21 protein-coding genes and 2 tRNA genes are annotated in these 23,135 nt (G+C 68.4%); 8 read left to right on the top strand and 15 right to left on the bottom strand.

What is annotated here, in order from left to right; translation table 11 throughout:
• Positions 1-14 precede the first annotated feature (14 nt).
• From QNO21_RS00115 to pknB, 5 genes are all read left to right on the top strand, one after another.
• Positions 15-1,253 (top strand): PP2C family protein-serine/threonine phosphatase, encoded by a 1,239-nt coding sequence (locus tag QNO21_RS00115; protein WP_257518660.1) that lies wholly within the window; start codon positions 15-17, stop codon positions 1,251-1,253.
• Positions 1,250-2,635: an FtsW/RodA/SpoVE family cell cycle protein gene (locus tag QNO21_RS00110; RefSeq protein WP_257518659.1), complete on the top strand. Its 1,386-nt coding sequence runs from the start codon at positions 1,250-1,252 to the stop codon at positions 2,633-2,635. The genes QNO21_RS00115 and QNO21_RS00110 overlap by 4 nt, the downstream gene beginning before the upstream one ends.
• On the top strand, positions 2,632-4,089 hold the full coding sequence (locus tag QNO21_RS00105; protein ID WP_257518658.1) for a peptidoglycan D,D-transpeptidase FtsI family protein: 1,458 nt from the start codon (positions 2,632-2,634) through the stop codon (positions 4,087-4,089). The genes QNO21_RS00110 and QNO21_RS00105 overlap by 4 nt, the downstream gene beginning before the upstream one ends.
• Positions 4,086-5,858, top strand: coding sequence for a serine/threonine-protein kinase (locus QNO21_RS00100; protein WP_257518657.1), 1,773 nt, complete (start codon positions 4,086-4,088; stop codon positions 5,856-5,858). The genes QNO21_RS00105 and QNO21_RS00100 overlap by 4 nt, the downstream gene beginning before the upstream one ends.
• A gap of 67 nt (positions 5,859-5,925) precedes the next feature.
• Positions 5,926-7,629 carry a Stk1 family PASTA domain-containing Ser/Thr kinase gene (gene pknB, locus QNO21_RS00095; protein WP_257518668.1) on the top strand — a complete coding sequence of 568 codons (1,704 nt, stop codon included), beginning with the start codon at positions 5,926-5,928 and terminating at the stop codon, positions 7,627-7,629.
• Here pknB and QNO21_RS00090 read toward each other — a convergent pair.
• Genes QNO21_RS00090 through QNO21_RS00080 form a run of 3 tightly spaced genes read right to left on the bottom strand, consistent with a single transcriptional unit; the run spans position 7,626 to position 9,204 of the window.
• Entirely contained in the window at positions 7,626-8,243 is a 618-nt protein-coding gene (locus QNO21_RS00090) for a glutamine amidotransferase-related protein (RefSeq protein WP_374211403.1), read from the bottom strand. The genes pknB and QNO21_RS00090 overlap by 4 nt on opposite strands.
• Before the next feature lie 17 nt (positions 8,244-8,260).
• Complete coding sequence (locus QNO21_RS00085; protein ID WP_257517476.1) at positions 8,261-8,416, bottom strand: hypothetical protein; 156 nt, start codon at positions 8,414-8,416, stop codon at positions 8,261-8,263.
• Positions 8,416-9,204 carry a class E sortase gene (locus QNO21_RS00080; RefSeq protein ID WP_257518655.1) on the bottom strand — a complete coding sequence of 263 codons (789 nt, stop codon included), beginning with the start codon at positions 9,202-9,204 and terminating at the stop codon, positions 8,416-8,418. Before QNO21_RS00080 ends, QNO21_RS00085 begins: the two co-directional genes overlap by 1 nt.
• Positions 9,205-9,257: 53 nt before the next feature.
• On the opposite strand from QNO21_RS00080, the gene QNO21_RS00075 reads away from it, so the two are divergent.
• Positions 9,258-9,497: a cell division protein CrgA gene (locus tag QNO21_RS00075; RefSeq protein ID WP_257514059.1), complete on the top strand. Its 240-nt coding sequence runs from the start codon at positions 9,258-9,260 to the stop codon at positions 9,495-9,497.
• A gap of 81 nt (positions 9,498-9,578) precedes the next feature.
• On the opposite strand, the gene QNO21_RS00070 is transcribed toward QNO21_RS00075, so the two are convergent.
• Both QNO21_RS00070 and QNO21_RS00065 read right to left on the bottom strand, forming a co-directional pair.
• On the bottom strand, positions 9,579-10,430 hold the full coding sequence (locus QNO21_RS00070) for a rhomboid family intramembrane serine protease (RefSeq protein WP_257518654.1): 852 nt from the start codon (positions 10,428-10,430) through the stop codon (positions 9,579-9,581).
• Positions 10,431-10,449: 19 nt separating this feature from the next.
• Complete coding sequence (locus tag QNO21_RS00065) at positions 10,450-11,007, bottom strand: peptidylprolyl isomerase (RefSeq protein ID WP_257514061.1); 558 nt, start codon at positions 11,005-11,007, stop codon at positions 10,450-10,452.
• A gap of 104 nt (positions 11,008-11,111) precedes the next feature.
• On the opposite strand from QNO21_RS00065, the gene QNO21_RS00060 reads away from it, so the two are divergent.
• Positions 11,112-11,699 carry a DNA helicase gene (locus QNO21_RS00060; protein ID WP_257516766.1) on the top strand — a complete coding sequence of 196 codons (588 nt, stop codon included), beginning with the start codon at positions 11,112-11,114 and terminating at the stop codon, positions 11,697-11,699.
• Positions 11,696-12,199, top strand: coding sequence for an aminoacyl-tRNA deacylase (locus QNO21_RS00055; protein WP_257516767.1), 504 nt, complete (start codon positions 11,696-11,698; stop codon positions 12,197-12,199). The genes QNO21_RS00060 and QNO21_RS00055 overlap by 4 nt, the downstream gene beginning before the upstream one ends.
• Here QNO21_RS00055 and QNO21_RS00050 read toward each other — a convergent pair.
• The 10 genes from QNO21_RS00050 to dnaA form a co-directional block, all read right to left on the bottom strand.
• The gene (locus QNO21_RS00050; protein WP_257516768.1) at positions 12,192-12,614 is read right to left on the bottom strand and encodes an NUDIX hydrolase; all 423 of its coding nucleotides are present in this window, start codon (positions 12,612-12,614) and stop codon (positions 12,192-12,194) included. The genes QNO21_RS00055 and QNO21_RS00050 overlap by 8 nt on opposite strands.
• 154 nt (positions 12,615-12,768) lie before the next feature.
• A tRNA-Ala gene (locus tag QNO21_RS00045) sits at positions 12,769-12,841 on the bottom strand.
• Positions 12,842-12,855: 14 nt separating this feature from the next.
• Positions 12,856-12,929 (bottom strand) — tRNA-Ile (locus tag QNO21_RS00040).
• A gap of 83 nt (positions 12,930-13,012) precedes the next feature.
• Positions 13,013-13,417, bottom strand: coding sequence for a DUF3566 domain-containing protein (locus tag QNO21_RS00035; protein ID WP_257518645.1), 405 nt, complete (start codon positions 13,415-13,417; stop codon positions 13,013-13,015).
• A complete protein-coding gene (gyrA, locus tag QNO21_RS00030) occupies positions 13,414-15,993 on the bottom strand; it encodes a DNA gyrase subunit A (RefSeq protein WP_257518644.1) in 2,580 nt (859 codons plus the stop codon). Before gyrA ends, QNO21_RS00035 begins: the two co-directional genes overlap by 4 nt.
• Positions 15,994-16,025: 32 nt before the next feature.
• Positions 16,026-18,065 carry a DNA topoisomerase (ATP-hydrolyzing) subunit B gene (gene gyrB, locus QNO21_RS00025; protein WP_257518643.1) on the bottom strand — a complete coding sequence of 680 codons (2,040 nt, stop codon included), beginning with the start codon at positions 18,063-18,065 and terminating at the stop codon, positions 16,026-16,028.
• Positions 18,066-18,187: 122 nt separating this feature from the next.
• Positions 18,188-18,673, bottom strand: a complete 486-nt coding sequence (locus QNO21_RS00020; protein WP_257518642.1) for a DciA family protein — start codon at positions 18,671-18,673, stop codon at positions 18,188-18,190.
• The gene (recF, locus tag QNO21_RS00015) at positions 18,666-19,823 is read right to left on the bottom strand and encodes a DNA replication/repair protein RecF (protein WP_257518641.1); all 1,158 of its coding nucleotides are present in this window, start codon (positions 19,821-19,823) and stop codon (positions 18,666-18,668) included. Before recF ends, QNO21_RS00020 begins: the two co-directional genes overlap by 8 nt.
• Positions 19,824-19,871: 48 nt before the next feature.
• A complete protein-coding gene (gene dnaN, locus QNO21_RS00010; RefSeq protein WP_257514158.1) occupies positions 19,872-21,023 on the bottom strand; it encodes a DNA polymerase III subunit beta in 1,152 nt (383 codons plus the stop codon).
• A gap of 596 nt (positions 21,024-21,619) precedes the next feature.
• Entirely contained in the window at positions 21,620-23,035 is a 1,416-nt protein-coding gene (gene dnaA, locus QNO21_RS00005) for a chromosomal replication initiator protein DnaA (protein WP_257514157.1), read from the bottom strand.
• Positions 23,036-23,135: the final 100 nt, after the last annotated feature.

The raw sequence follows: 23,135 nt of genomic DNA, 5'->3' as shown, positions 1-23,135 counted from the left end.
CGGAACGTCGGCGCATGGTGTTCCAGGGTTCGAGCGTGGCGATATCGCACACCGGCAAGGTGCGCTCCAACAACCAGGACTCCGGCTACGCGGGATCGAACCTGTTCGCCGTCGCCGACGGTATGGGCGGTCACGCCGGCGGTGACGTCGCCTCGAGCATCGCCATCAACCGCCTCTCCGCCCTCGACCACTCGTACGATTCCCCCTCGGATGCCGAGCGGGCGCTGCGCGACGCGATCGCCGACACCGCGACACGGCTGATCGAGACGGTCAAGGCGCAGCCGGAGCTCGCGGGCATGGGCACCACCGTCAGCGCGCTGATCATGGTCGACGACTACGCGGTGCTGGCCCACATCGGCGACTCGCGGGTCTATCTCTACCGTGAGGGCACGCTGACACAGATCACCACCGACCACACGTTCGTGCAGCGGCTGGTGGACTCCGGGCGCATCACTCCGGAGGAGGCGCGGTACCACCCCCGCCGCTCCGTGCTCATGCGCGTGCTGGGCGACACCGACGCCGACCCCGAACTCGACACGTTCATCATGCCCACCCAGCCCGGCGACCGGTGGCTGCTGTGCTCGGACGGCCTTTCGGGCGTCGTCGACGACGCGCAGACCGCGAAGGCGCTCGGGCAGGGCCTGCCGCCGGGCCGCACCGCCGACACCCTTCTGCGCCAGGCCCTGGACGGCGGCGCACCCGACAACGTCACGATCGTGCTGGTCGACGTCGGCGGGCAGCACCCGGTCTTCATCGGCACCCCCACGGTCGTCGGATCCGCCTCGAACCCCACCGGCGTCGAGGTACCCGCCGCCCGCTCCACCCGGTCGGGGTGGCTGCACGCCGTACGGCAGGCGCCCAACGACCCCACGCACTTCGAGCCGGCTGCGGAGTTCCTCGAAGAGCTCATCGAGGAGGATCGCCGCCGGGCGAAGAGCCGACGCGTCTGGTGGGTCATTTCGCTCGTGGGCGTGCTCCTCGCCCTCGCGCTCGCGCTGGTCGGTGCGTACTCGTGGACGCAGACCCGGTTCTACGTCGGCGCCGACGCCGACACCGTGGTGGTCTACCGCGGCATCCAGCAGACCATCGGACCGATCTCGCTGTCGACGCCGTATGCCGACACCGGCATCGACCTCGACGATCTGCCCGCCTTCGTGCGCGACAGCGTCGAGGAGACGATCTCGGCCTCGTCGCTGACCGACGCGCAGCGCATCGTCGCCCAGCTTCGCGAGACGACGGAGGCCACGCCATGACCGCCTCCCCCGACGTCACGGCCGACACCACCGTCGTCAAGGCGCTGCGGAAGCTCCGGATGCCGCAGACGCAGCGCAACCGGGAGCTGTGGCTGCTGCTCTTCGCCTTCGCCCTCAACGCCGCCGCGCTCGCCCTGGTGCAGCTGGGCGCGAACGGCGCGATCGATCCCAAATTCCTCATCTACTGCGGCGGGCTCACCGCTCTGGTGCTGGCGCTGCATATCGTGCTGCGCCTCGTGGCCCCCGCCGCCGATCCGTTCGTCGTCCCCATCGCGACGGTCCTCACGGGCCTGGGCATCGCGATGATCTACCGGATCGACCTGCACTACGACCTCCACGGCTGGGTTGCCACCTCGACCCGCCAGCTTGCATGGACCGCGATCGCGCTCGTCGCCGCGATCGCCGTGGTGGTGGCCCTGCGCAACTACCGGGTGCTCTTCCGCTACACCTACGTCTTCGGCTTCGTCGGCATCCTGCTCATGCTCCTGCCGATCATCCCCGGGCTCGGGGCGGACGCCAACGCCGATGTGTGGGTGAATCTCGGCATCTTCTCCTTCCAGCCGGGCGAACTCGCGAAGATCGCCCTGGCGATCTTCTTCGCCGGCTACCTCGTGCGCACGCGGGAGTCGCTGACCTCGGTCGGCACGCGGTTCCTCGGCATGACCTGGCCCCGCGCCCGCGAGCTCGGGCCGCTGCTGGTGATCTGGCTGGGCTCGCTCGGCATCATCGTGCTGCAGCGCGACCTCGGCACGGGGCTGCTCATCTTCGGCATGTTCGTCGCCATGCTCTACGTCGCCACGGGCAAGACCAGCTGGGTGCTCATCGGGCTGATCCTCGCCGCGGGCGGCGCGTTCCTCGCCTCGCGCGCGCTGCCGTACGTCGGCGGCCGGTTCGAGAACTGGCTGAACGCCTTCGACCCGGAGCTGTACGAAGCCGGCGCCGGGACCTACCAGCTGGCCAACGGCATCTTCGGGCTCGCGCAGGGCGGCCTGCTGGGCACCGGGCTCGGACAGGGACGCCCGTGGCTCACACCGCTGTCGCAGAGCGACTACATCTTCCCGAGCCTCGGTGAGGAGCTCGGGCTCATCGGCGTCTTCGCCATCCTGTGCCTGTACATGATCTTCACCAGTCGCGGCATCCGCATCGGACTGGCCGGGCAGGACGACTTCGGCAAGCTGCTGGCCACCGGCCTGTCGTTCACGCTGGCCCTGCAGGTGTTCATCATGGTCGGCGGCGTCACGCGCATCATCCCGCTCACCGGCCTGACGACTCCTTTCCTCGCTGCCGGCGGTTCGTCGCTCGTGGCGAACTGGATCATCGTGGCCCTGCTGCTGCGCATCTCGGACGCCGTGCGCAGCCGTCCCCGGGTGGTGATCGGATGACCAAAGAGCTGCGCAGACTGTCGATGCTGGTGCTGGCGATGTTCCTGGCGCTGTTCGCATCGACCAGTGTCATCCAGGTGGTGCAGGCCGATGCCCTCGGCGACAACCCGCTGAACCGCCGCGCCCTGTACGACACCTTCGAGGTGCAGCGCGGGTCGATCATCGCCAGCGGCGCCGCGATCGCGATGTCCGTGCCCAGCGACGACCTCTACGCCTGGCAGCGGGTCTACACCGATCCCGACATGTGGGCGCCCGTCACCGGATGGATCAACCCGGTGCTGGGTTCGGCCACCGGCATTGAGCGCGCCATGAACCAGGAGCTCAGCGGCACCGCCGACTCGCAGTTCCTCTCGCGCATCGAGCAGATCATCACCGGTCAGCAGCCGCGCGGGTCCAACGTGGTCCTGAGCCTGGATGCCGCGGTGCAGCGCGCCGCCTACGACGCCCTCGGCGACCTGCGGGGCGCCGTGGTGGCCATCGAGCCCTCGACGGGGCGCATCCTGGCGATGGTCTCGAGCCCCAGCTACGACACGAACCTGCTGGCCTCGCACGACACGGCCGCCGTCGAGGCGGCCTACACCGCGCTCGAGGACGACCCGCTGAAGCCGCTGGACAACCGGGCGATCGCCGGCAACCTGAACCCGCCGGGGTCGACGTTCAAGCTCGTCGTGGCATCCGCCGCCCTGTCCACCGGCGAGTGGACCGCGCAGTCGACCCTCCCCAACCCGGCGACCTACACGCTTCCGCAGTCCTCGAGCATCGTGCGCAATGCCGGGGGCGGCACCTGCGGCGAGGGCGAGACGGTCACCATCGCCGACGCCCTGCGCCTCAGCTGCAACATCCCGTTCGCCGAACTGGCCGTGGAGCTGGGCGACGACGTCATCCTCGAGGAGGCCGAGAAGTACGGCTTCGGCACCTCGTTCTCGCTCCCGCTGGAGTCCACGCCCTCGGTCTATCCCCCGGCGCTCGACGACGCACAGACCGCCCTGTCGGGGTTCGGCCAGGGCGACGTGCGCGCCACGCCGCTGCAGATGGCCATGGTCTCGGCCGGCATCGCCAATCAAGGAGTGGTCATGAATCCCCGCATGGTCGATGCGATCATCGCCGCCGACTTCACCGAGCAGCAGAGATTCGACGACACGGAGTTCGGTCGCGCCCTCTCAGCGGACCTCGCCGCGGCGATGACCACGATGATGGTCGCGGATGTCCAATCCGGGGTCGCGAGCGGTGCAACAATAGACGGCGTAGACGTCGCCGGGAAGACCGGCACCGCAGAAAACGGAGTGGACGATCCCTACACGCTGTGGTTCACCGGATTCGCTCCGGCCGACGACCCTGAGGTCGCCGTGGCCGTCGTGATCGAGGACGGCGGCGGGCTCGGACAGTCAGGCAGCAGCAACAGGATCGCGGCTCCGATCGCGGCAAAGGTCATGGAGGCGGTGCTGAGCAGATGAGACCGACGCAGGGAGTGACCTTCGGCGGCCGATACGAGCTGGACTCGCGGATCGCGATCGGCGGCATGGGCGAGGTGTGGGAGGCCACCGACCACGTCATCGGCCGAACCGTCGCCATCAAGATCCTCAAAGACGAGTACATGGGCGACCCCGGGTTCCTCGAGCGCTTCCGCGCCGAGGCCCGGCACGCGGCCCTCGTCAACCACGAGGGCATCGCGAGCGTGTTCGACTACGGCGAGGAGAACGGCAGCGCCTTCCTCGTCATGGAACTCGTTCCCGGCGAAGCCCTGTCGACCATCCTCGAGCGCGAGGGGTCGCTGCCCGTCGACAAGACGCTCGACATCGTCGCGCAGACCTCGATGGCCCTGCAGGCGGCGCACGCCGCGGGCCTGGTGCACCGCGACATCAAGCCCGGAAACCTGCTCATCACCCCGGATGGCCGGGTGAAGATCACCGACTTCGGCATCGCCCGCATCGCCGACCAGGTGCCGCTGACGGCCACCGGCCAGGTCATGGGAACGGTGCAGTACCTCTCCCCGGAGCAGGCGTCGGGGCACGCGGCGTCGCCGGCCACCGACATCTACTCGCTCGGCATCGTGGCGTACGAGTGCCTGACCGGAAAGCGCCCGTTCACCGGCGAATCGCAGGTCGCGATCGCCATGGCGCAGATCAACGAGCAGCCCCCGCCGCTGCCGTCGACGATCCCCGCTCCCGTGCAGAACCTCGTCATGGCGATGATCGCCAAGAAGCCCGAAGATCGGCCCGCCACGGCGTCGGCCGTCGCGCGGGCCGCCTCGGCGCTCCGCCGGGGCGACGTCGCCGCTGCCGCGGCGGCCGTTCCGGCCATCGCCGGCGGCGCCGACGTCGACGAGGTGACGCAGCTGCTCAACCCGGGGCTGTCGACGCAGGATGCCACGCGCATCCTCCCGGCCACCACGGCGATGGGGACAGGTGCCGACGCGGCATCCGGCGACGGCGAACTCGAAGACAAGCCCAAGCGCAAGCGCAGCCCCTGGACGTGGCCCCTCATCGCACTCATCGTGCTGCTGGTGCTGGTGCTGGGCGGCACCGTGTGGGCGCTGCTGTCCAACGGCGACTCCGAGGAGCCGGCGTCTACGACGTCCAGCGCCCAGCCGCCGCGTACGCCGACGACGCCGTCCGCCGAGCCGACTCCGGACACGGTGAACGTCAACGCCTCGGCGCTCGAGGGACTGTCCTGCGACGAAGCGTCCGCGGCGCTGGACGAGCTGGGCCTCGGCGCCAACTGCGTCGAGGGCGACGCCGCTCCCGACGAGGGCAGCCAGGGCAAGGTCTACCGCGTGAACCCGACGGCGAACGTTCCCGCCGGTACGGTCGTGGACCTCACCGTCTACGGCCCGCAGGTGGCCCTCAGCGCCCCCGCCGCCCCGTCGCTTCCGGCGACGGTCGAGCCCGACGCCACGGTGCAGGTCACCTGGCCCGGGTACACCTGCCCCTCGGGTCAGGGCAGCGTCAGCGCGTACACCCTCACTGCCTATAACGGCGTCTTCGCGGTCAACGGCCAGTCTTCCGCCTCCTTCCGCGGCGGTGACCGTGCCGCTCAGCTGCAAGTGGTCGGTCCAGCCAACGAGTCCGTGATCGTCACCTACACGGTGACCTGCAGCGGCGGCAGCGCCGGCGAGCGCACCACCGGCCCGTCGGGCGAGGCTGTCGCCCAGATCCAGGCGCCCGCAGCACCCACACCCGAGCCGACCGCCGAAGGCGACACCGAGGGCGACACCCAGCCCTGACCTCGGCGCCCGTCCAGGTTGGCGGAGGCCGAGAGACTAGGCTGGATGTTCTACTCAGGGGGTGACTGTGTCGGCTGAGCCGCGCGTGCTGTCGGGACGTTACCGCGTCGACGAGCCCATCGGCCGCGGCGGAATGGCCCGCGTCTACCGGGGCTACGACCTCACGCTGGGGCGCGCGGTCGCGATCAAGATCCTCAAGCGCGAGCTCGCCGAGGACAGCGCGTTCCGCACCCGTTTCCGGCTCGAAGCGCAGGCGGCATCCCGCATGTCGCACCCCACGATCGTGCGGGTCTACGACGCCGGTGAGGACACCGAGACCGACCCGGACGGCTCGGTGCATCCGGTTCCCTACATCGTCATGGAGCTGGTCCAGGGGGTGCTCCTGAAGGACATCATCTCCGAGGGCCCGGTGCCCGTGGACACGGCGGTGCGCTACGTCGACGGCATCCTCGAAGCCCTGGAGTACTCGCACCGTGCGGGAGTCGTCCACCGCGACATCAAGCCCGGCAACGTCATGGTGACCGACGCCGGCCAGGTGAAGGTCATGGACTTCGGCATCGCCCGAGCGGTCTCCGACTCTTCGTCGACCGTTGCCGACACGACCGCGATCCTCGGCACCGCCGCCTACTTCTCCCCCGAGCAGGCCAAGGGCGAGCCCGTCGACGGGCGTGCCGACGTGTACTCCACCGGCGTGGTTCTGTACGAGCTGCTGACCGGCCGCCAGCCCTTCCGTGGCGAGAGCCCCGTGGCCGTGGCCTACCAGCACGTCAGCGAGACGCCGCTGGCCCCCAGCGAGGTGACCCCCACCGTGCCGCGCGCCCTCGACGCCGTCGTGCTGCGGGCGCTGGCCAAGGACCCCTTCCAGAGGTTTCAGGATGCCGCGGGGTTCCGTGAGGCGCTCGACGCCACCGTCGACGGCAAGGGGCCGTCCCGGCGCCAGGTCGACGCGTTGACTCACGAGCTGTACGGCCCCGACCCCAGGCAAGCGCAGGACACCGCGCGATCGCTCCGGCAGCTCAGCACCGACACGACGATGACGCGCACGCAGTCCGGTCCGCCGGTCGCCTGGATCTGGGCGGGCGTGGTGCTCGTCGCCGTGCTGCTGGTGTCGGTGCTGTTCTGGGTGGTGACGATCCCGCCCGGATCCGGCGTGCCCAGCAACGCCCGCATCGTGCCCGACGTCGTGGACATGTCCTACGACCGTGCCGAGGAGCAACTGCTCGCGGCCGACCTGCAGCCGCAGCGCATCGACGAGAGCAGCGACAGCGTCGCCGCGGGCAACGTGATCCGTGTGGAGCCGGCCGCTGGCACATCGGTCGCCGTCGGGGAAGACGTCGATGTGTACGTCTCGACCGGCGTCGAGACGACGGCTGTCCCCACGCTGGTAGGCCTCGATCGCGCCGCCGCAGAGCAGGCGCTGGTCGACGCAGGGCTGCGTCTGGGCAGCGCCGTGCAGCGCAACGATCCCGCGGCCGCCCGAGGTCTCGTGCTGTGGGCTTCGTACGAAGCCGGCGCCGACGTGCCACGCGGCACCGTCGTGAACCTCGAGGTCGCCACCGGCAGTGTGACGCTCGTCAACGTCGCCGGCTACACGCTCGACGCGGCCACCCGCGAACTCGAGTCCGATGCCCTGCAGCTCACGGTGCTTCCCGTGGAGGACCCGTCGTGCCCCGCCACACCCGGGGGTCCCACGGTGCTGTCGCAGTCCCTCGCACCCGGCGACGTGCCGATCCACTCCACGGTCGAGCTGACCTACTGCACCGGCTCCTAGCCCCCCTGTGCCCGATGCGGGTGCAGGCCCGCGCCGCGCGCGGCGGCATCCGCCACGCCCACTCGCTCCAGCCAGTTGCCCAGCAGCCGGTACCCGCCCTCGGTGAGCACGCTCTCGGGGTGGAACTGCACGCCGTCCAGTGGGAGGGTGCGGTGGGTCAGACCCATCACCACGCCCGAATCGGTGCGGCTGGTCACACGCAGCTGGGCAGGGAGGGTGCGCTCGGTGACCGCCAGCGAGTGGTACCGACCGGCGATGAAGGGGTCGGGGAGCCCTGCGTAGAGCGCGTCGTGATCGTGGTGCACCGCGCTGGTCATCCCGTGGACGAGTTCGGGAGCATGCCCCACCTCCGCGCCGAAGGCGGCCGCGATCGCCTGGTGGCCGAGACACACGCCCAGAAGCGGCATCTGCGCCCGTGCCGCGGCCTGGACGACGGCGATCGACGCCCCGGCACGGGCCGGCGTGCCGGGACCGGGCGATACGAGCACGCCAGCGAAACCGGCGATAGCGGCATCCGGATCGCGGATCTCGTCCGCTTCGACCACGGATGCCTGCGCGCCGAGCTCCTGCAGGTAGGCGATGACGGTGTGCACGAAGCTGTCGTGGTTGTCCACGACCAGCACCCGGCCGCTCACTGGACGGTGACGTCCTCGGGAGCGATCAGCTCGGAGACCCACGGAAAGATGTGGAAGAACAGGGCGTAGACGACGGCCGCCGCCAGCAGAATCAGGATCACCACGCGGACCCACCACGGGCCCGGGAGGATCCGCCACAGCGCTGCGTACATCAGGCCCCTTCCACGGTTGCCAAGGACTCCGGGGGGCCGTCGGCACGCGGAGTGAATGAGTCGAACACCGCATACGCCGCGAGGCGCTCCGCCGTGGACCACATCGGACTGCAGGTCGTGAGCGTGAGGTAGCGCCCGTCCGCGGCGACGCCCGGACGCTGCGGCACGGGCTCGAGCACGGCCACCTCATCGGGTCGCACGTACTCCATGTTCCGGAAGCGGTAGGTGTACCACCCCTCCTGCGTCTCAAGCACGATCGCGTCGCCGATCTGCAGCGACGGAACGTGCTCGAACGGCGCCCCCTGCGTATAGCGGTGTGCGGCCAGGGCGACGTTGCCCATGTCCCCCGGCATGGCCGTCCCCGGATAGTGGCCGACCCCGATCGGGTCGAGCACGCGGGACTTGCTGATCCCCTCGGCGATCGGGAACACCCAGCTGTCTCCGAACCGCGGGATGTGAAGGGCGCCGAACACCTCGGCATCCCCCACGGGGGCGGGGACGACCGGCTCCACCGGCGCTGGCTCGGACTCGGCGCTGGGATCGGGCGTCGGCTCGGGGGCCGTCTGCCCCTGCTCCCCCATCGCCCATTCCTGCGTGATCTCGCGGGCCTGCGACTGGCGCTGCTCGCCGATGATCGCATCGCCGATCCACAGCTGCCACGCCATGAACAGCAGCAGCACGACGCCGAGGGTCATGAGGATCTCACCGATCACGCCAACGACGCTCGCGCGGCCACGCGGGGCGGCGGAACGACGACGACGAAGCGGCGGGGCGGCGGGGTCGGACACGTCTGCATCCTAACGAAGCGGCATGACAAGGCGCTGAGGCTAAACTTGCCCGCATGGCACCTTCCGACAAGCCCGGCGAGCCCGTCACCGAGCGCCCCGAGGGCGACCCCGCCCCCAATCCCGTGTGGTTCAAGCCCATCATGTTCGGGCTCATGCTCCTGGGCCTCTTGTGGGTGCTCGTGTTCTACCTGAGCAGCACGCAGTTCCCCATTCCGGGTATCGGCCCCTGGAACCTCGTGATCGGCTTCGGCATCGCGTTCGTCGGCTTCCTGATGACGACCCGCTGGCGCTGAGCCGCCCTTCCACACCCCCTCCACACCTGTGAATTACACCGGTGTGATTCATCCCCAGGCTGGGGATGAACCTGTGGATAACTATCCGTAGACCAGCGCGGGGATGACCAGCAGCGCCAGCAATCCCACTCCGACGGCCACGAGCAGCCAGATCTGCTGCTGCCGCTGACGCTCGGCCCGCGTGCGGGCGAAGATCATCCCCACGAGCGCGCCCACGAGGCCGCCGCCGATGTGGGCCTGCCAGGAGATGCCCGACCCCGGCAGGAAGGTGATCACGAGGTTGAGCCCCAGCAGCACCGCGATGGCGGTCACGTTGGCGCCCAGGTGCCGCCCGATCACGAACATGGCGCCCAGCAGGCCCCACACCGCACCCGACGCGCCCACAACCCACGTGCCCGGCGCGAGCAGCGCCACCAGCACCGAGCCGCCGAGCGCGCTCAGCAGGTACAGCGCCAGAAATCGCGCGCGACCCAGCAGCGGCTCGAGGCTGCGTCCCAGCGCCCACAGCGCCAGCATGTTCAGCGCGACGTGCCAGAGGCTCGCGTGCACGAGCGTGACCGTCAGCAGCCGCCACGGCTGGAAAGCGGGACTCGGCAGGACGAAGGCGCTGTTGAAGGCCAGGTACGACGAGACGTAGCCGCCGACCACCGGAAGCTGGGCCAGGACGTACGTGATCGACGTGAGGATGATCAGCGCATACGTCACCAGCGGCCGGGGATCGCGCGTGACCGCCCGCCGCGACGGCATGCGCGTGGGCTTCGCCGCCTTCTGCTGGTCGCGCAGGCACTCCGGACAGATCACACCGACCGGCATCTGCGTCTGACACTCAGGACAGATCGTGCGCAGGCACCGCTGGCACAGCACGAAGCTCTGCCGGTCAGGATGCCGGTAGCAGAAGTTCTCCGGATTGGCGCCGAAGTCCGGTGCGGTCACGCGCCGAGTCGACCGATGCTCAGACGGCCGCGATGTCGATGGAGGAGATCACGACGGGCTCGACCGGGCGGTCGCCGGCCGCGGTGGGAACCTTGGCGATCTCGTCGACCACGGCACGCGAGGCGTCGTCGGCGACCTCGCCGAAGATCGTGTGCTTGCCGTTGAGCCACGGCGTGGGGTCGGTGGTGATGAAGAACTGCGATCCGTTCGTGCCCTCGGCCTTGCCGGTGATCGCGTTGCGACGCAGCCCCGCGTTGGCCATGGCCAGCAGGTACGGCGCGCCGAAGGTCAGCTCGGGGTTGATCTCGTCGTCGAACGTGTAGCCGGGGCCGCCGACGCCCTTGCCGAGCGGGTCGCCCCCCTGGATCATGAAGCCGGGGATGATGCGGTGGAAGATCACGTCCTTGTACAGCGGACCCTCGCCCGGCTTGCCGGTGGCGGGGTCGGTCCAGGCGCCCGTTCCGTCGGCCAGGCCGATGAAGTTCTGCACCGTACGGGGTGCGTGGTCTCCGAAGAGATTGACGACGATGTCGCCGTGGTTGGTGTGCAGGGTCGCGACCGCTGTGGGGAGTGCCATGTCGTACATTCTCGCAGAGTTATGTGCAACCCCTCCCGTCCGGGGGTGGGGTCGTCTGGCAAGATATGGATAAACGTGTCCGAGCGATTTAGGGAGGGCCCCTCGTGAGCCTCAGCCGCAAGCGCAAGAAGGAACTCCGCAAGCTCCAGAAGCAGGCGAACACCCTGTGGGAATCTCAGCAGGTTCTCGTGGGGGAAGCGGCCAACGTCGCCAAGGAGGCCGGCCGTCAGCTCGGCCACTACCAGCGCGAGAACGTCATGCCGGTGATCAGCGGCGCGTACGGGCAGTACGCCGCCCCATACGTCTCCAAGGCCACGAAGGTGTCGCGGCAGGTGCTCAACGACAAGGTCGTTCCCGCAGCCGGCGCCGTCGTCGGTTCGGCGATGTCGGTGTGGGACGCCGCCAACGACACGCGTGCGCGGGTCGCCGCGGGTCGCGGCTTCGCCGCCCCCGACGTGTCGAAGTACTCCAAGAAGGCTGACAAGTACAGCAAGGACGCGGCGAAGAAGTTCGCCAAGAAGCTCGCCGTCGTCGCTCCGGAGCCGAAGAAGAGCATGAGCGCCGGCAGCGTCATCGCGATCATCCTGGCCATCTCTGCGGCGCTCGGCGTCGCGTACGCCGCCTGGCAGACGCTGCGCGCCGATGACGAGCTGTGGGTGGCCGATGACCCGCTGAGCGCACCGGACGCGTGACGACACCGTCCGACGGTCTCTCTCGAGCCCGCGACGCCGCACAGGCGCGCGGGCTCGAGGTGTCTTTCCGGGAGCGACCCGCCGCACACAGCCTGCCCGAGGCCGCCGAGCTGCTCGGCATCCGGCCGGCCGACATCGTCAAGACCCTCGTGGTCAAGCGCAGCGACGACACCTATCTCTTCGCTCTCGTCCCCGGGGATCGGGTGATCTCATGGCCCAAGCTCCGCGCCGTCGTGGGGGTCAACAAGCTGCGCCTCCCCGACGCTGAGCACGCCTTCGCCGCGACCGGCTACGCACGCGGCACGATCGTTCCCATCGGCAGCACCGTGGACTGGCCGGTGTTCGCCGACGAGCGCATCAGGGGCAAACGCATCGCCATGGGAGCCGGTGCCCCCGGCTACAGCCTGTTCGTCGACGCAGACGCCCTCATAGCGGCGTACGGGGCGACCGTGGCGGATATCTCCGTCGCGGAGCCGCCGCCTGGGGCGCCCCTCAGCTGACGTCGGCCATCTTCAGCGCGATGTCCACGAGCTTCAGGCGCTGCAGCAGCCGCACCCCCGGCACCGGGAACCACTCCGCTCGATCGGTCGATCCGCCGATCTCATCGCGCAGGCGTCCGCCGGTCACACGGGCGGAGTACACGATCCTCAGGGTGTGCAGCGGGTCCTCGGCGGCCTCCAGGCGACGCGAGGCGGGGATGACGCGGGAGTGGATGCCGAGAAGGTCGTCGACGGCGACCTTGTAGCCCGTCTCCTCGCGCACTTCGCGGCGCACGGCATGTTGCGGGTCCTCCCCCGCCTCCAGGCCTCCGCCCGGCATCGTCCAGCCCGAGCGGCCGTTGTCGTTCCAGTGCGCGAGCAGCACGCGGTCGTCGTCATCCCTGATGACGGCGTAGGCGGCGACTCGAAGTTGCATGCGTGCGACTCTAGCCAGGCAGGCGGAGCAGTCGGGGGTGGTCGCGAGGCGGCGGGCTGATCGTTTAGGGTACGGCCCGCACGGGTTTCGCCCGGGACGCGGAGTCGGTGCCGAAACGAGAAGCGCCGCCCATGTGGGCGGCGCTTCTCGACTGTGGAGCCTAGGAGATTCGAACTCCTGACATCCTGCTTGCAAAGCAGGCGCTCTACCAACTGAGCTAAGGCCCCGGGGCTTGTTTTTGTGGGGCTACCAGGACTTGAACCTGGGACCTCTTCATTATCAGTGAAGCGCTCTAACCGCCTGAGCTATAGCCCCGTCTGCCGTGATTTCTCATCGGCAACCTCCAAGACTTTACCCGACGCGACCCGGTTTCACGAAACCGAGTCGCGTCGGGCGCGTCAGTTGGAGGTGAATCCGACGAGCAGGCCGCCGGTGATCTTGACCATCAGGTTGTAGATGCCCGCCACGACCGCACCCAGCACCGTGAAGACGATGAGGTTGAGGATCGCGATGACGGCGGCGAACGCCATCACCTGCGGGAGTCCGATGAACGTGGTGAGCGAGACGGTGCCGTCGGTGAACGCCATGAACAGCTCGTCCAGCTTCGACAGCAGCGTGGTGGCCTCGAGCACCAGGTACACCAGGAAGATCGAGACGACCGTCACGATCGCGAGCGCCACCGAGGCCAGGAACGACAGCTTCACCGCGGACCAGAAGTCCACGTAGACCAGGCGCAGTCGCACCTGCTTGGAACTGGTCTTGCTGGAGGACTTCTTAGCCAGCTTGTCGGCTACCGTGCTCATGCGTCAGTACTCTCTTCCGGGGTCTCGGGGGAGGCGGTCCCGTCTGCGGGCTCGGCGTCCGCCGCATCGGCATCCGCTGCCGCCTCGGCTCGCTGGGCCAGGCCACGCTCGCCGTTGCGAGCGATCGCCAGGATGCGATCGTCGTCGTCCGGTCGTGCGAACACGACGCCCATGGTGTCGCGGCCCTTGGCAGGCACCTCGGCCACGGCAGAGCGTACCACCTTGCCGCTGGCAAGAACCACGAGGACCTCGTCCTCCTCACTGACGATGAGGCCGCCGGCCAGCTCTCCCCGATCCTCGTTGAGCTTGGCCACCTTGATGCCGAGACCGCCGCGACCCTGCACCCGATACTCGCCGATGGCGGTGCGCTTGGCATAGCCTCCCTCGGTCACGACGAAGACGTATCCGTCGTCGTGGGCGACCGACGCCGACAGCAGGCTGTCGTCGCCCCGGAAGGACATGCCCTTCACACCCTCGGTGCTGCGCCCCATCGGACGCAGCGATTCGTCGGTCGCCGTGAAGCGCAGCGACATTCCGTGACGAGAGATGAGCAGGATGTCATCGGTCTCGTCCACGAGCAGCGCGCTGACGACCTCGTCGTCCTCGCGCAGGCGGATCGCGATGATGCCGCCCTGGCGGTTGGTGTCGTACTCGGTCAGGCGCGTCTTCTTCACCAGGCCCCCGCGGGTGGCCAGCACCAGGTACGTCGCCGCGGAGTAGTCGCGGATGTCGAGGATCTGGGCGATCTCCTCGTCGGGCTGCAGCGCCAGCAGGTTGGCCACGTGCTGACCCTTGGCATCGCGCCCGGCCTCGGGCACCTCATAGCCCTTGGAGCGGTAGACGCGGCCCTTGTTGGTGAAGAACAGCAGCCAGTGGTGCGTGGTGGTGACGAAGAAGTGCTCCACGACGTCGTCAGCCCGCAGCTGGGCGCCCTTGACGCCCTTGCCGCCCCGGTGCTGCGAGCGGTAGTTGTCGCTGCGGGTGCGCTTGATGTAGCCGTCGCGGGTGACGGTGACGACCATCTCCTCTTCGGGGATGAGGTCCTCGACCGACATGTCGCCGTCGAACCCGTGCAGGATGTGCGTGCGACGCTCATCGCCGAACTTGTCCACGATGCCGGTGAGCTCGTCGCGGATGATCTCGCGCTGACGCAGCGGGCTCGCGAGGATGCTGTTGTAGTCGGCGATCTTCAGTTCGAGCTCGGTGGCCTCGTCGACGATCTTCTGCCGCTCCAGGGCCGCCAGGCGACGCAGCTGCATCGACAGGATGGCATCCGCCTGCTGGTCGTCGATCTCCAGCAGCACCTTCAGACCCTCACGGGCCTCGTCGACGGTGGGCGAGCGGCGGATGAGCGCGATCACGTCGTCGAGGGCGTCGAGCGCCTTCAGGTAGCCGCGCAGGATGTGCATGCGGTCTTCGGCCTCGCGCAGGCGATAGCGCGTGCGGCGGACGATGACCTCGACCTGGTGCTCGATCCAGTACGACACGAAGCCGTCCAGCGGCAGCGTGCGCGGCACGCCATCGACGATGGCGAGCATGTTGGCGCCGAAGTTCTCCTGCAGCTGGGTGTGCTTGTAGAGGTTGTTGAGCACCACCTTCGCCACGGCGTCGCGCTTGAGCACGATCACCAGGCGCTGTCCCGTGCGGTCGGAGGTCTCGTCTCGGATGTCGGCGATGCCGCTCAGCTTGCCGTCACGGGCGAGGTCGCGGATCTTCGCGGCGACGTTGTCGGGGTTGACCTGATAGGGCAGCTCGGTGACGACCAGGCAGGTGCGTCCCTGCAGTTCCTCGACGCTGACGACGGCCCGCATCGTGATCGAGCCGCGTCCGGTGCGCTGGGCTTCGCGGATGCCGCGGGTGCCGAGGATCTGCGCGCCGGTGGGGAAGTCGGGGCCGGGAATGTGCTGCATGAGCGCCTCGAGCAGCTCCTCGCGGGTGGCTTCCGGGTTCTCCAGCGCCCACAGCGCACCGGCGGCGACCTCGCGCAGGTTGTGCGGCGGGATGTTCGTCGCCATGCCGACCGCGATGCCGACGGAGCCGTTGACGAGCAGGTTCGGGAATCGCGCGGGGAGCACCGACGGCTCCTGCGTGCGGCCGTCGTAGTTGTCCTCGAAGTCGACGGTCTCTTCGTTGATGTCGCGGACCATCTCCAGCGCGAGCTGGGCCATCTTGGTCTCGGTGTATCGCGGAGCGGCGGCGCCCATGTTTCCGGGGGATCCGAAGTTGCCCTGGCCGTCGGCGAGCGGGTACCGCAGCGACCACGGCTGCACGAGGCGCACGAGGGCGTCGTAGATCGCGCTGTCACCGTGAGGGTGATACTGACCCATCACCTCGCCCACGACGCGGGCGCACTTGGAGAACGCCTTGTCGGGGCGGTAGCCGCCGTCGTACATGCCGTAGATCACGCGGCGGTGCACCGGCTTCAGCCCATCGCGCACGTCGGGCAGCGCGCGGCCGACGATGACGCTCATGGCGTAGTCGAGATAGCTGCGTTGCATCTCGACCTGCAGGTCGACCTGGTCGATGTTGCCGTGCTCGTACCCGTCGATCGGGGCGGGGCGCTTGTCGTCAGTCATGTCTTCTCAGTTTCGATTCGCTCGTGCCGCGCTCAGATGTCCAGGAAGCGCACGTCCTTGGCGTTGCGCTGGATGAATCCGCGCCTCGCCTCGACGTCCTCGCCCATGAGCACCGAGAAGATCTCATCCGCCGCGGCGGCATCGTCAATGGTCACCTGCCGCAGGGTGCGGGTCTCGGGGTCCATCGTGGTCTCCCACAGCTCCTTGGCATTCATCTCGCCCAGACCCTTGTAGCGCTGCACGCCGTTGTCCTTGGGGATGCGCTTGCCGGCGGCGATGCCCTCGGTCATCAGCGCGTCGCGCTCGCGGTCGCTGTAGACGTACTCGTGGTCGGCGTTCGTCCACTTCAGGCGGTACAGCGGCGGCTGGGCCAGATACACGAAGCCGGCTTCGATGAGCCCGCGCATGTAGCGGAACAGCATCGTCAGCAGCAGCGTCGTGATGTGCTGACCGTCCACGTCGGCATCGGCCATCAGCACGATCTTGTGATAGCGGGCCTTATCGACGGAGAAGTCCTCGCCGATGCCGGTGCCGAAGGCCGAGATCATCGCCTGGATCTCGGCGTTGCCGAGAGCGCGGTCCAGTCGCGCCTTCTCGACGTTGAGGATCTTGCCGCGCAGCGACAGGATCGCCTGGCGCTCCGGGTCGCGACCGCTGACGGCGGAACCACCGGCGGAGTCACCCTCGACGAGGAAGATCTCACTGATCGACGGGTCCTTGCTGGTGCAGTCCTTCAGCTTGTCGGGCATGGATGCCGACTCGAAGACGCTCTTGCGGCGTGCGGTCTCGCGCGCCTTGCGGGCGGCGAGGCGTGCGGTGGCGGCGTCGATGGCCTTGCCGATGACACGCTTGGCCTGAGCGGGGTTGCGATCGAGCCAGTCGGTGAGCTTGTCGCCCACGACCTTCTGCACGAACGCCTTCGCTTCGGTGTTGCCCAGCTTCGTCTTGGTCTGGCCTTCGAACTGCGGTTCGGAGAGCTTCACCGAGATGACTGCCGTGAGTCCCTCGCGGATGTCCTCACCGGTGAGGTTCTCGTCCTTCTCCTTGAGCATGTTGTTCGCCCGCGCGTAGCGGTTGACCAGCGTGGTCAGCGCGGCGCGGAAGCCCTCTTCGTGGGTGCCGCCCTCGTGCGTGTTGATCGTGTTGGCGAACGTGTAGACGTTCTCGGTGTAGCTCGTGGTCCACTGCATCGCCAGCTCGAGGGCGATGTGGCGCACCCGGTCCTCGGACTCGATCTCGATGATCTCGTCGTTGACGACCTCTGCCTTGCGCACCTTGTTGAGGTACTCGACGTAGTCGACCAGGCCCCGCTCGTAGTGGAAGTCGTCATTCGGCTGGTGCTCCTCCGACGTGCCGTCAGGCAGATCGACGGTGTACACCGAGTCGGGGCGCTCGTCGCGGAGCGTGATGCGCAGTCCTTTGTTGAGGAACGCGGTCTGCTGGAAGCGGGTGCGCAGCGTGTCGTAGTCGAAGTGCACCGTCTCGAAGATGGTGTCATCCGGCCAGAACTCGATCGTCGTGCCGGTCTCGTCGGTCTCCTCGGCCTGTGCGAGGGGTGCCTGCGGAACACCGCCGTCGCGGTAGGTCTGGCGCCAGGCGTGGCCCTGACGCTTGACCTCGACCTCGAGGCGGCTGGACAGCGCGTTGACCACCGACGAGCCCACACCGTGCAGACCACCCGAGACGGCGTATCCCCCGCCGCCGAACTTGCCGCCGGCGTGCAGGACGGTGAGGACGACCTCGACGGTGGACTTGCCCTCCGCGCGGTGGATGTCCACGGGGATGCCGCGGCCGTTGTCGACGACTCGAACGCCACCGTCGGCCAAGATGGTCACGTTGATGGTGTCGCAGTACCCGGCGAGAGCCTCGTCTACGGAGTTGTCGACGATCTCGTACACGAGGTGGTGAAGGCCTCGCTCACCCGTCGACCCGATGTACATGCCGGGGCGCTTGCGGACCGCCTCGAGGCCCTCGAGGACCTGGATCTCATCTGCCCCGTACTCGCTGTTCCGCGCCGGCGCCGTACGCGATTCGGGTTCTTCGGAAACGCTGTCGGGATTCTGAGACGTCATATGTTTCGAGCGCTCCACATCGATCGTGCGTGAGCGTCCAGTCTATCGGGTTTCGCCGCTCGCTCGCGGCGTGAATGGCCCTGTGGCGCGACGAAAACCGCCGGAATGGCCCAGATCGTCGGTCAACCGTAGGTATCGCGGGGACCCCGCCCTGGAATCGCTCTGCGACCCCATTTCCAGGAGGGGACGTCCGGCCCCACGAAGCGGATGCTCGAGACCCCCGCCTCGGGGAAGCGTCGCACGATCTCGGTGACGATCGTCGCGCGCATGAGGGTGAGTTGCCGTGCCCACGCGGTCGAATCGCACTGCACCGTGAGCACGCCGTCACCCAAAGCCACCGGAGATGCGTGCCGCGCGGTCTCCTCACCGGCGACCTGCTCCCACTGCAGCACCAGATCCTCGCGGGCCAGCTGCGAGTTCCACCCCGAAGCGCGGGTGAGGTCGGCGACCACGTCGCCGAGTCCGTGCGGATCGCGTCCCGGCGTGAAAGGGGCGTTCTCATCGTTCGTCGCGGGGCGCCGGCGGCGCCGCGACCGCTGCGTCGGCTCCAGGCCCCGCAGCCGCATGTACGTGGCAATCGTCTCGGGAATGCGCGCGGGATCAGGCATCGTCCGCCTCCAGGATGCGACCCGCCTCCACGCGCACGGTCCGCGCACGCAGCGCCTGCGGCACGTCTTCTTCGACGGCAGCGGTGACGACCACCTGCTCGTAGTCGGCGACGAGCCCGGCGAGGCGGCTGCGCCGATCGGCGTCGAGCTCGGCGAAGACGTCGTCGAGGATCAGCACCGGGTCGCCGAGGCGCGATTCCGCCCGCAGCAGATGGGCGGATGCCAGGCGCAGTGCGAGCGCGACCGACCACGATTCACCGTGCGAGGCATATCCCTTCACCGGCAGACCCCGCACGCGCAGCAGCATGTCGTCGCGGTGGGGCCCGGTGAGGGTGAGGCCGCGCTCGAGCTCGGCGGTGCGGCGTGCGGCGAGGGCGGAGCGGAACAGCGCCTCGACGGCGGACGCATCGGAGGCCGTCGCCGCTGACGCGGCATCCTCTTCGGGGTCGGCGCCGTCCACCGACAGCGCCCACACGAGTTCGGGACTGTGGTCGGCGCCGGCGATGGAGGAGTAGGCGTCGACGAGGGGCTGGGTGAGCTCGGCGGCCAATGCCAGCCGGGCCCGGATCACCTGCGTGCCGAGGGTGACGAGCTTGTCGTCCCACACGTCGAGGGTCGCGAGGGCATCGCCGCGAACGCCCCGCGCCTTCGCGGACTTCAGCAGCGCAGTGCGCTGTTTGAGCACGCGGTCGTAGTCGGCGAGCACTCCCGACATGCGGGGACTGCGCTGGACCAGCAGCTGATCGGCGAAGCGGCGGCGGGCCGACGGGTCGCCGCGGACGATCTGCAGGTCTTCGGGGGCGAACAGCACCACCTGCGCGTAACGCGGCAGTTCGGCAGGCTTGACCGGAGCTCCGTTGACCCGTGCCTTGTTCGACCCCTGGCGGTTGACCTGGGCTTCTAGCTGCACGCGGCGCTCCCCGTGGGCGAGCCGCGCCCGCACGATTGCGGCATCCGCGCCGTCGCGCACCATCGGGGCATCGTTCGAGACGCGGTGCGACCCCAGCGTGGCCAGGAACGCGATCGCCTCGACGAGGTTCGTCTTTCCCTGGCCGTTGCGGCCGACGAAGACGTTCGCTCCCGACGTCAGTGCGACGTCGGCCGCCGCATAATTGCGGAAGTCCACGAGGCTGAGCTGCTCGACGATCACCGAATCACCTTAGTTCGCCGGTCCGACAGGACGCCGGGCGGCGGCAGGTCAGCGCAGGAGCAGGTTGGGCTGCAGCAGGTACTTGAACGACCCCTCGCCCGCCCTGTCCACCGAGGTCTGCGCCGTGATCAGCACCGGGCTGAGCTTGTTGGCGTTCTCGCTGGAGGTGAACGTGATGCGGGTGAACTCGCTGCGGACGGCGCCGAGAGCCTCGATGAGGTACTGGGGGTTCAGGCCCAGCGTGACGTCTTCGCCCACGAGCGTGGCATCGACCGATTCGGTTGCCCGAGCCTGCTCTGTACCCGAGGCGTCCATCGAGACGCCGTCGGCGGTGAACGTGAACCGCAGCGGCGCCGAGCGGTCGAGCACGAGCGACACGCGACGAACAGCCTCGACGAGGTCGGCGGTGTTGACGACCGCGTGGTGCTCGGTCTGCTCGGGGAAGAGGCGGCGCACGGGCGGGAAGTTGCCCTTGATCAGCAGCGACGTGACCGTCTTGTTGCCGGCGGTGAACGCGATGATCTCGCGGTCGCCGGTGCCGGAGAAGGCGATCGAGATGTCGCCGGAGTGCGCGAAGGTCTTGCCGACCTCGGTCAGGGTGCGCGCCGGCACGAGCGCAGTCGTCGTCTCTTCAGACGCCGCCGAGCCGCCGTCCCACGGCAGCTCGCGCAGCGCGACGCGGTAGCGGTCGGTGGCGACGAGGCTGAGCTGCGTGCCCGAGACCTCGAGCTGCACGCCGGTGAGCACCGGAGTCACGTCGTCGCGCGAGGCGGCGAAGGCGACCTGGGCGATCGCCGTGGCGAAGTCGTCGGCGGGGACGAGGCCGGACTCTCCGGAGACCTCGGGGATCGCGGGGTACTCCTGCACCGGCATGGACGACAGGGTGAACCGCGCCGATCCGCAGGTGAGCAGGATGCCGCCGTCTTCTTCGAGGCTCATCTGCACGGGAGCGTTGGGGAGCTTGCTGGCGATGTCGGCGAGCAGTCGACCGTGAACCAGGATCGTGCCCGGGTCGTCGACGGTCGCCTCGATGGTGGTGCGGGCGGATGCCTCGTAGTCGAAAGCCGACAGCGACAGCCCGGTCTCGGTGGCTTCGATGAGCACACCGGCGAGGATCGGCTGCGGGTTGCGCTGCGGCAGAAGCTTCACGACGAACGACACGGCCTCGCTGAAGACATCGCGATTGACGTGGAACTTCACTGGTGCTCCCTTGATGGCGGTAGGGCCTCCCATGCTAGTGCCACGAAGCCTCGGCCTCGGAAGACGCCGGCGCAGCGGCGGACACGGTGATGGACCCGGAATTCATAGAGATGGTTCTGTCATCTTGTTAACAGCTGTGGAAACTGTGGATAACTTCGTCGATCCCAGTCGGCACAACCGAACTACACCCGTGTGACTTGTGGATTCGGTGAGGATTGGCGTGATTCCGCGGGTTGTCGGGGGGTGACACAAAACTCTTGTCATCCACAGGCGGGCCGGATCCACTCACAATCGTGTCGGCGCGTCTCACATTTATCCACAGGTTTTCCACACTGTGTAGAACTGGATGATGGGACCCCACAGGCGCCCTGTCAACCGCCGACGGATGGCATGCGCAACCGCGTGGAACATACGCCGCGGGGAATGCGGGCGCGAGCGCGCGCAAGACGTCGTCGTGGCGACGGGGGAGGCGGCGCGGGAGGGTGCCGCGCGGTGGGAGCCCGCGCGGTGGGAGCCCGCGCCGATGCGTCGTGGGTACCCGAAGAGAGGCCCGTCCCGCGCAGGGGTGTTCAGGCCGCGGTGTGCGGCAGTGGCCGTCAGCGGCCGTTGCGACCGAGCTGGGTCGTGATCTCCGACACCTGGTTGTAGATCGAGCGACGCTCCTTCATGAGTTCGCTGATCTTCTTGTAGGCGTACATGACGGTCGTGTGGTCGCGGTTGCCGAACAGCTGCCCGATCTTGGGCAGCGACAGGCTCGTGCGCTCACGGCACAGGTACATCGCGATCTGACGGGCCGTGGCGACGGCCTGGGACCTGCTTGAGCCGTAGAGATCATCCACCGACAGCCGGAAGTACTGTGCGGTGGCCGTGATGATGTCGGTGGGCGAGACCACGTTGGCATCGTCGTGATCGATGATGTCGCGCAGCACGGTCTGTGCGAGGGAGATGTCCAGCGACGAGCGGTTGAGGCTCGCGAACGCCGAGACGCGGATCAGCGCCCCTTCGAGCTCGCGGATGTTCGACGAGACCTTGGTGGCGATGTACTCGAGAACCTCGTCGGGCACCAGAAGTCGCTCGGACTGCGCCTTCTTACGGAGGATTGCGATGCGGGTCTCGAGGTCGGGTGCCTGAACGTCGGTGATCAGACCCCACTCGAACCGACTGCGCATGCGGTCTTCGAACCCGGTGAGCAGCCGCGGCGGCAGGTCGCTGGTGATCACGACCTGCTTGTCGTGGTCGTGCAGCTGGTTGAACGTGTGGAAGAAGGCTTCTTGCGTCTCGGCGCGCCCCTGCAGGAACTGGATGTCGTCGATCAGCAGGATGTCGACTTCGCGGTAGCGTGCCTGGAAGGCGGCACCGCGGTTGTTGGCGATCGAGTTGATGAAGTCGTTGGTGAACTCTTCGCTCGAGACGTATCGCACCCGGATGCCGGGGTACAGGCTCAGCCCGTACTCGCCGATCGCGTGCAGCAGGTGGGTCTTGCCCAGACCCGAGTCGCCGTAGATGAACAGCGGGTTGTACGCCTTCGCGGGTGCTTCGGCCACAGCCACGGCGGCGGCATGCGCGAAACGGTTGGACTGGCCGATGACGAAGTTGTCGAAGGTGTACTTCGGATTGAGCCGCGTGTCGCTGCGGGACGGCGGTGCGATCGGCTCGGGTTCCTCGGCAATGGGACTGCGCACGATGACGGGCGCCGCTACCGGCTGCAGGGGCGTGGGTGCACTCAGGTGCGCGTCGGCGAGCTCCGGGTTGACCACCACGCGAAAGGCCGATGCCGCCGGCTGCGCGTCGACCCGGGCGAGGGCCTCCATGATCGGCGCGCGCAGACGCTTGTTCAGCTGAGCGGCGGTGAGCTCATTGGGCACATCCAGGTACAGCGTTCCGCTCATGACGCCCTGCGCCACCGCGAGGCTGAGGAATCCCTGCAATTGCGGGGTCACCCGCTCGTCGTGGGAGAGTTCGCCGAGCACGGCTCTCCAGACCGGAACGTCTGGAAGATCGTGCTGTGACATTGCGCCTCCGGGGGTCGATGCGCCGTGGCATCCCGCCGCACTCGGAGGGGGCGGGCCTGTGGATAACGTGCGGGGGCAACGCTAATCAGGCAACCTCGCC

The sequence above is a fragment of the Microbacterium sp. zg-Y818 genome (genome assembly GCF_030246905.1).
In the GTDB taxonomy this organism is placed as follows: Bacteria; Actinomycetota; Actinomycetes; order Actinomycetales; family Microbacteriaceae; genus Microbacterium.
The sequence above is the reverse complement of the archived record's forward strand: the minus strand, read 5'-3'. Positions and strand labels throughout refer to the sequence as shown.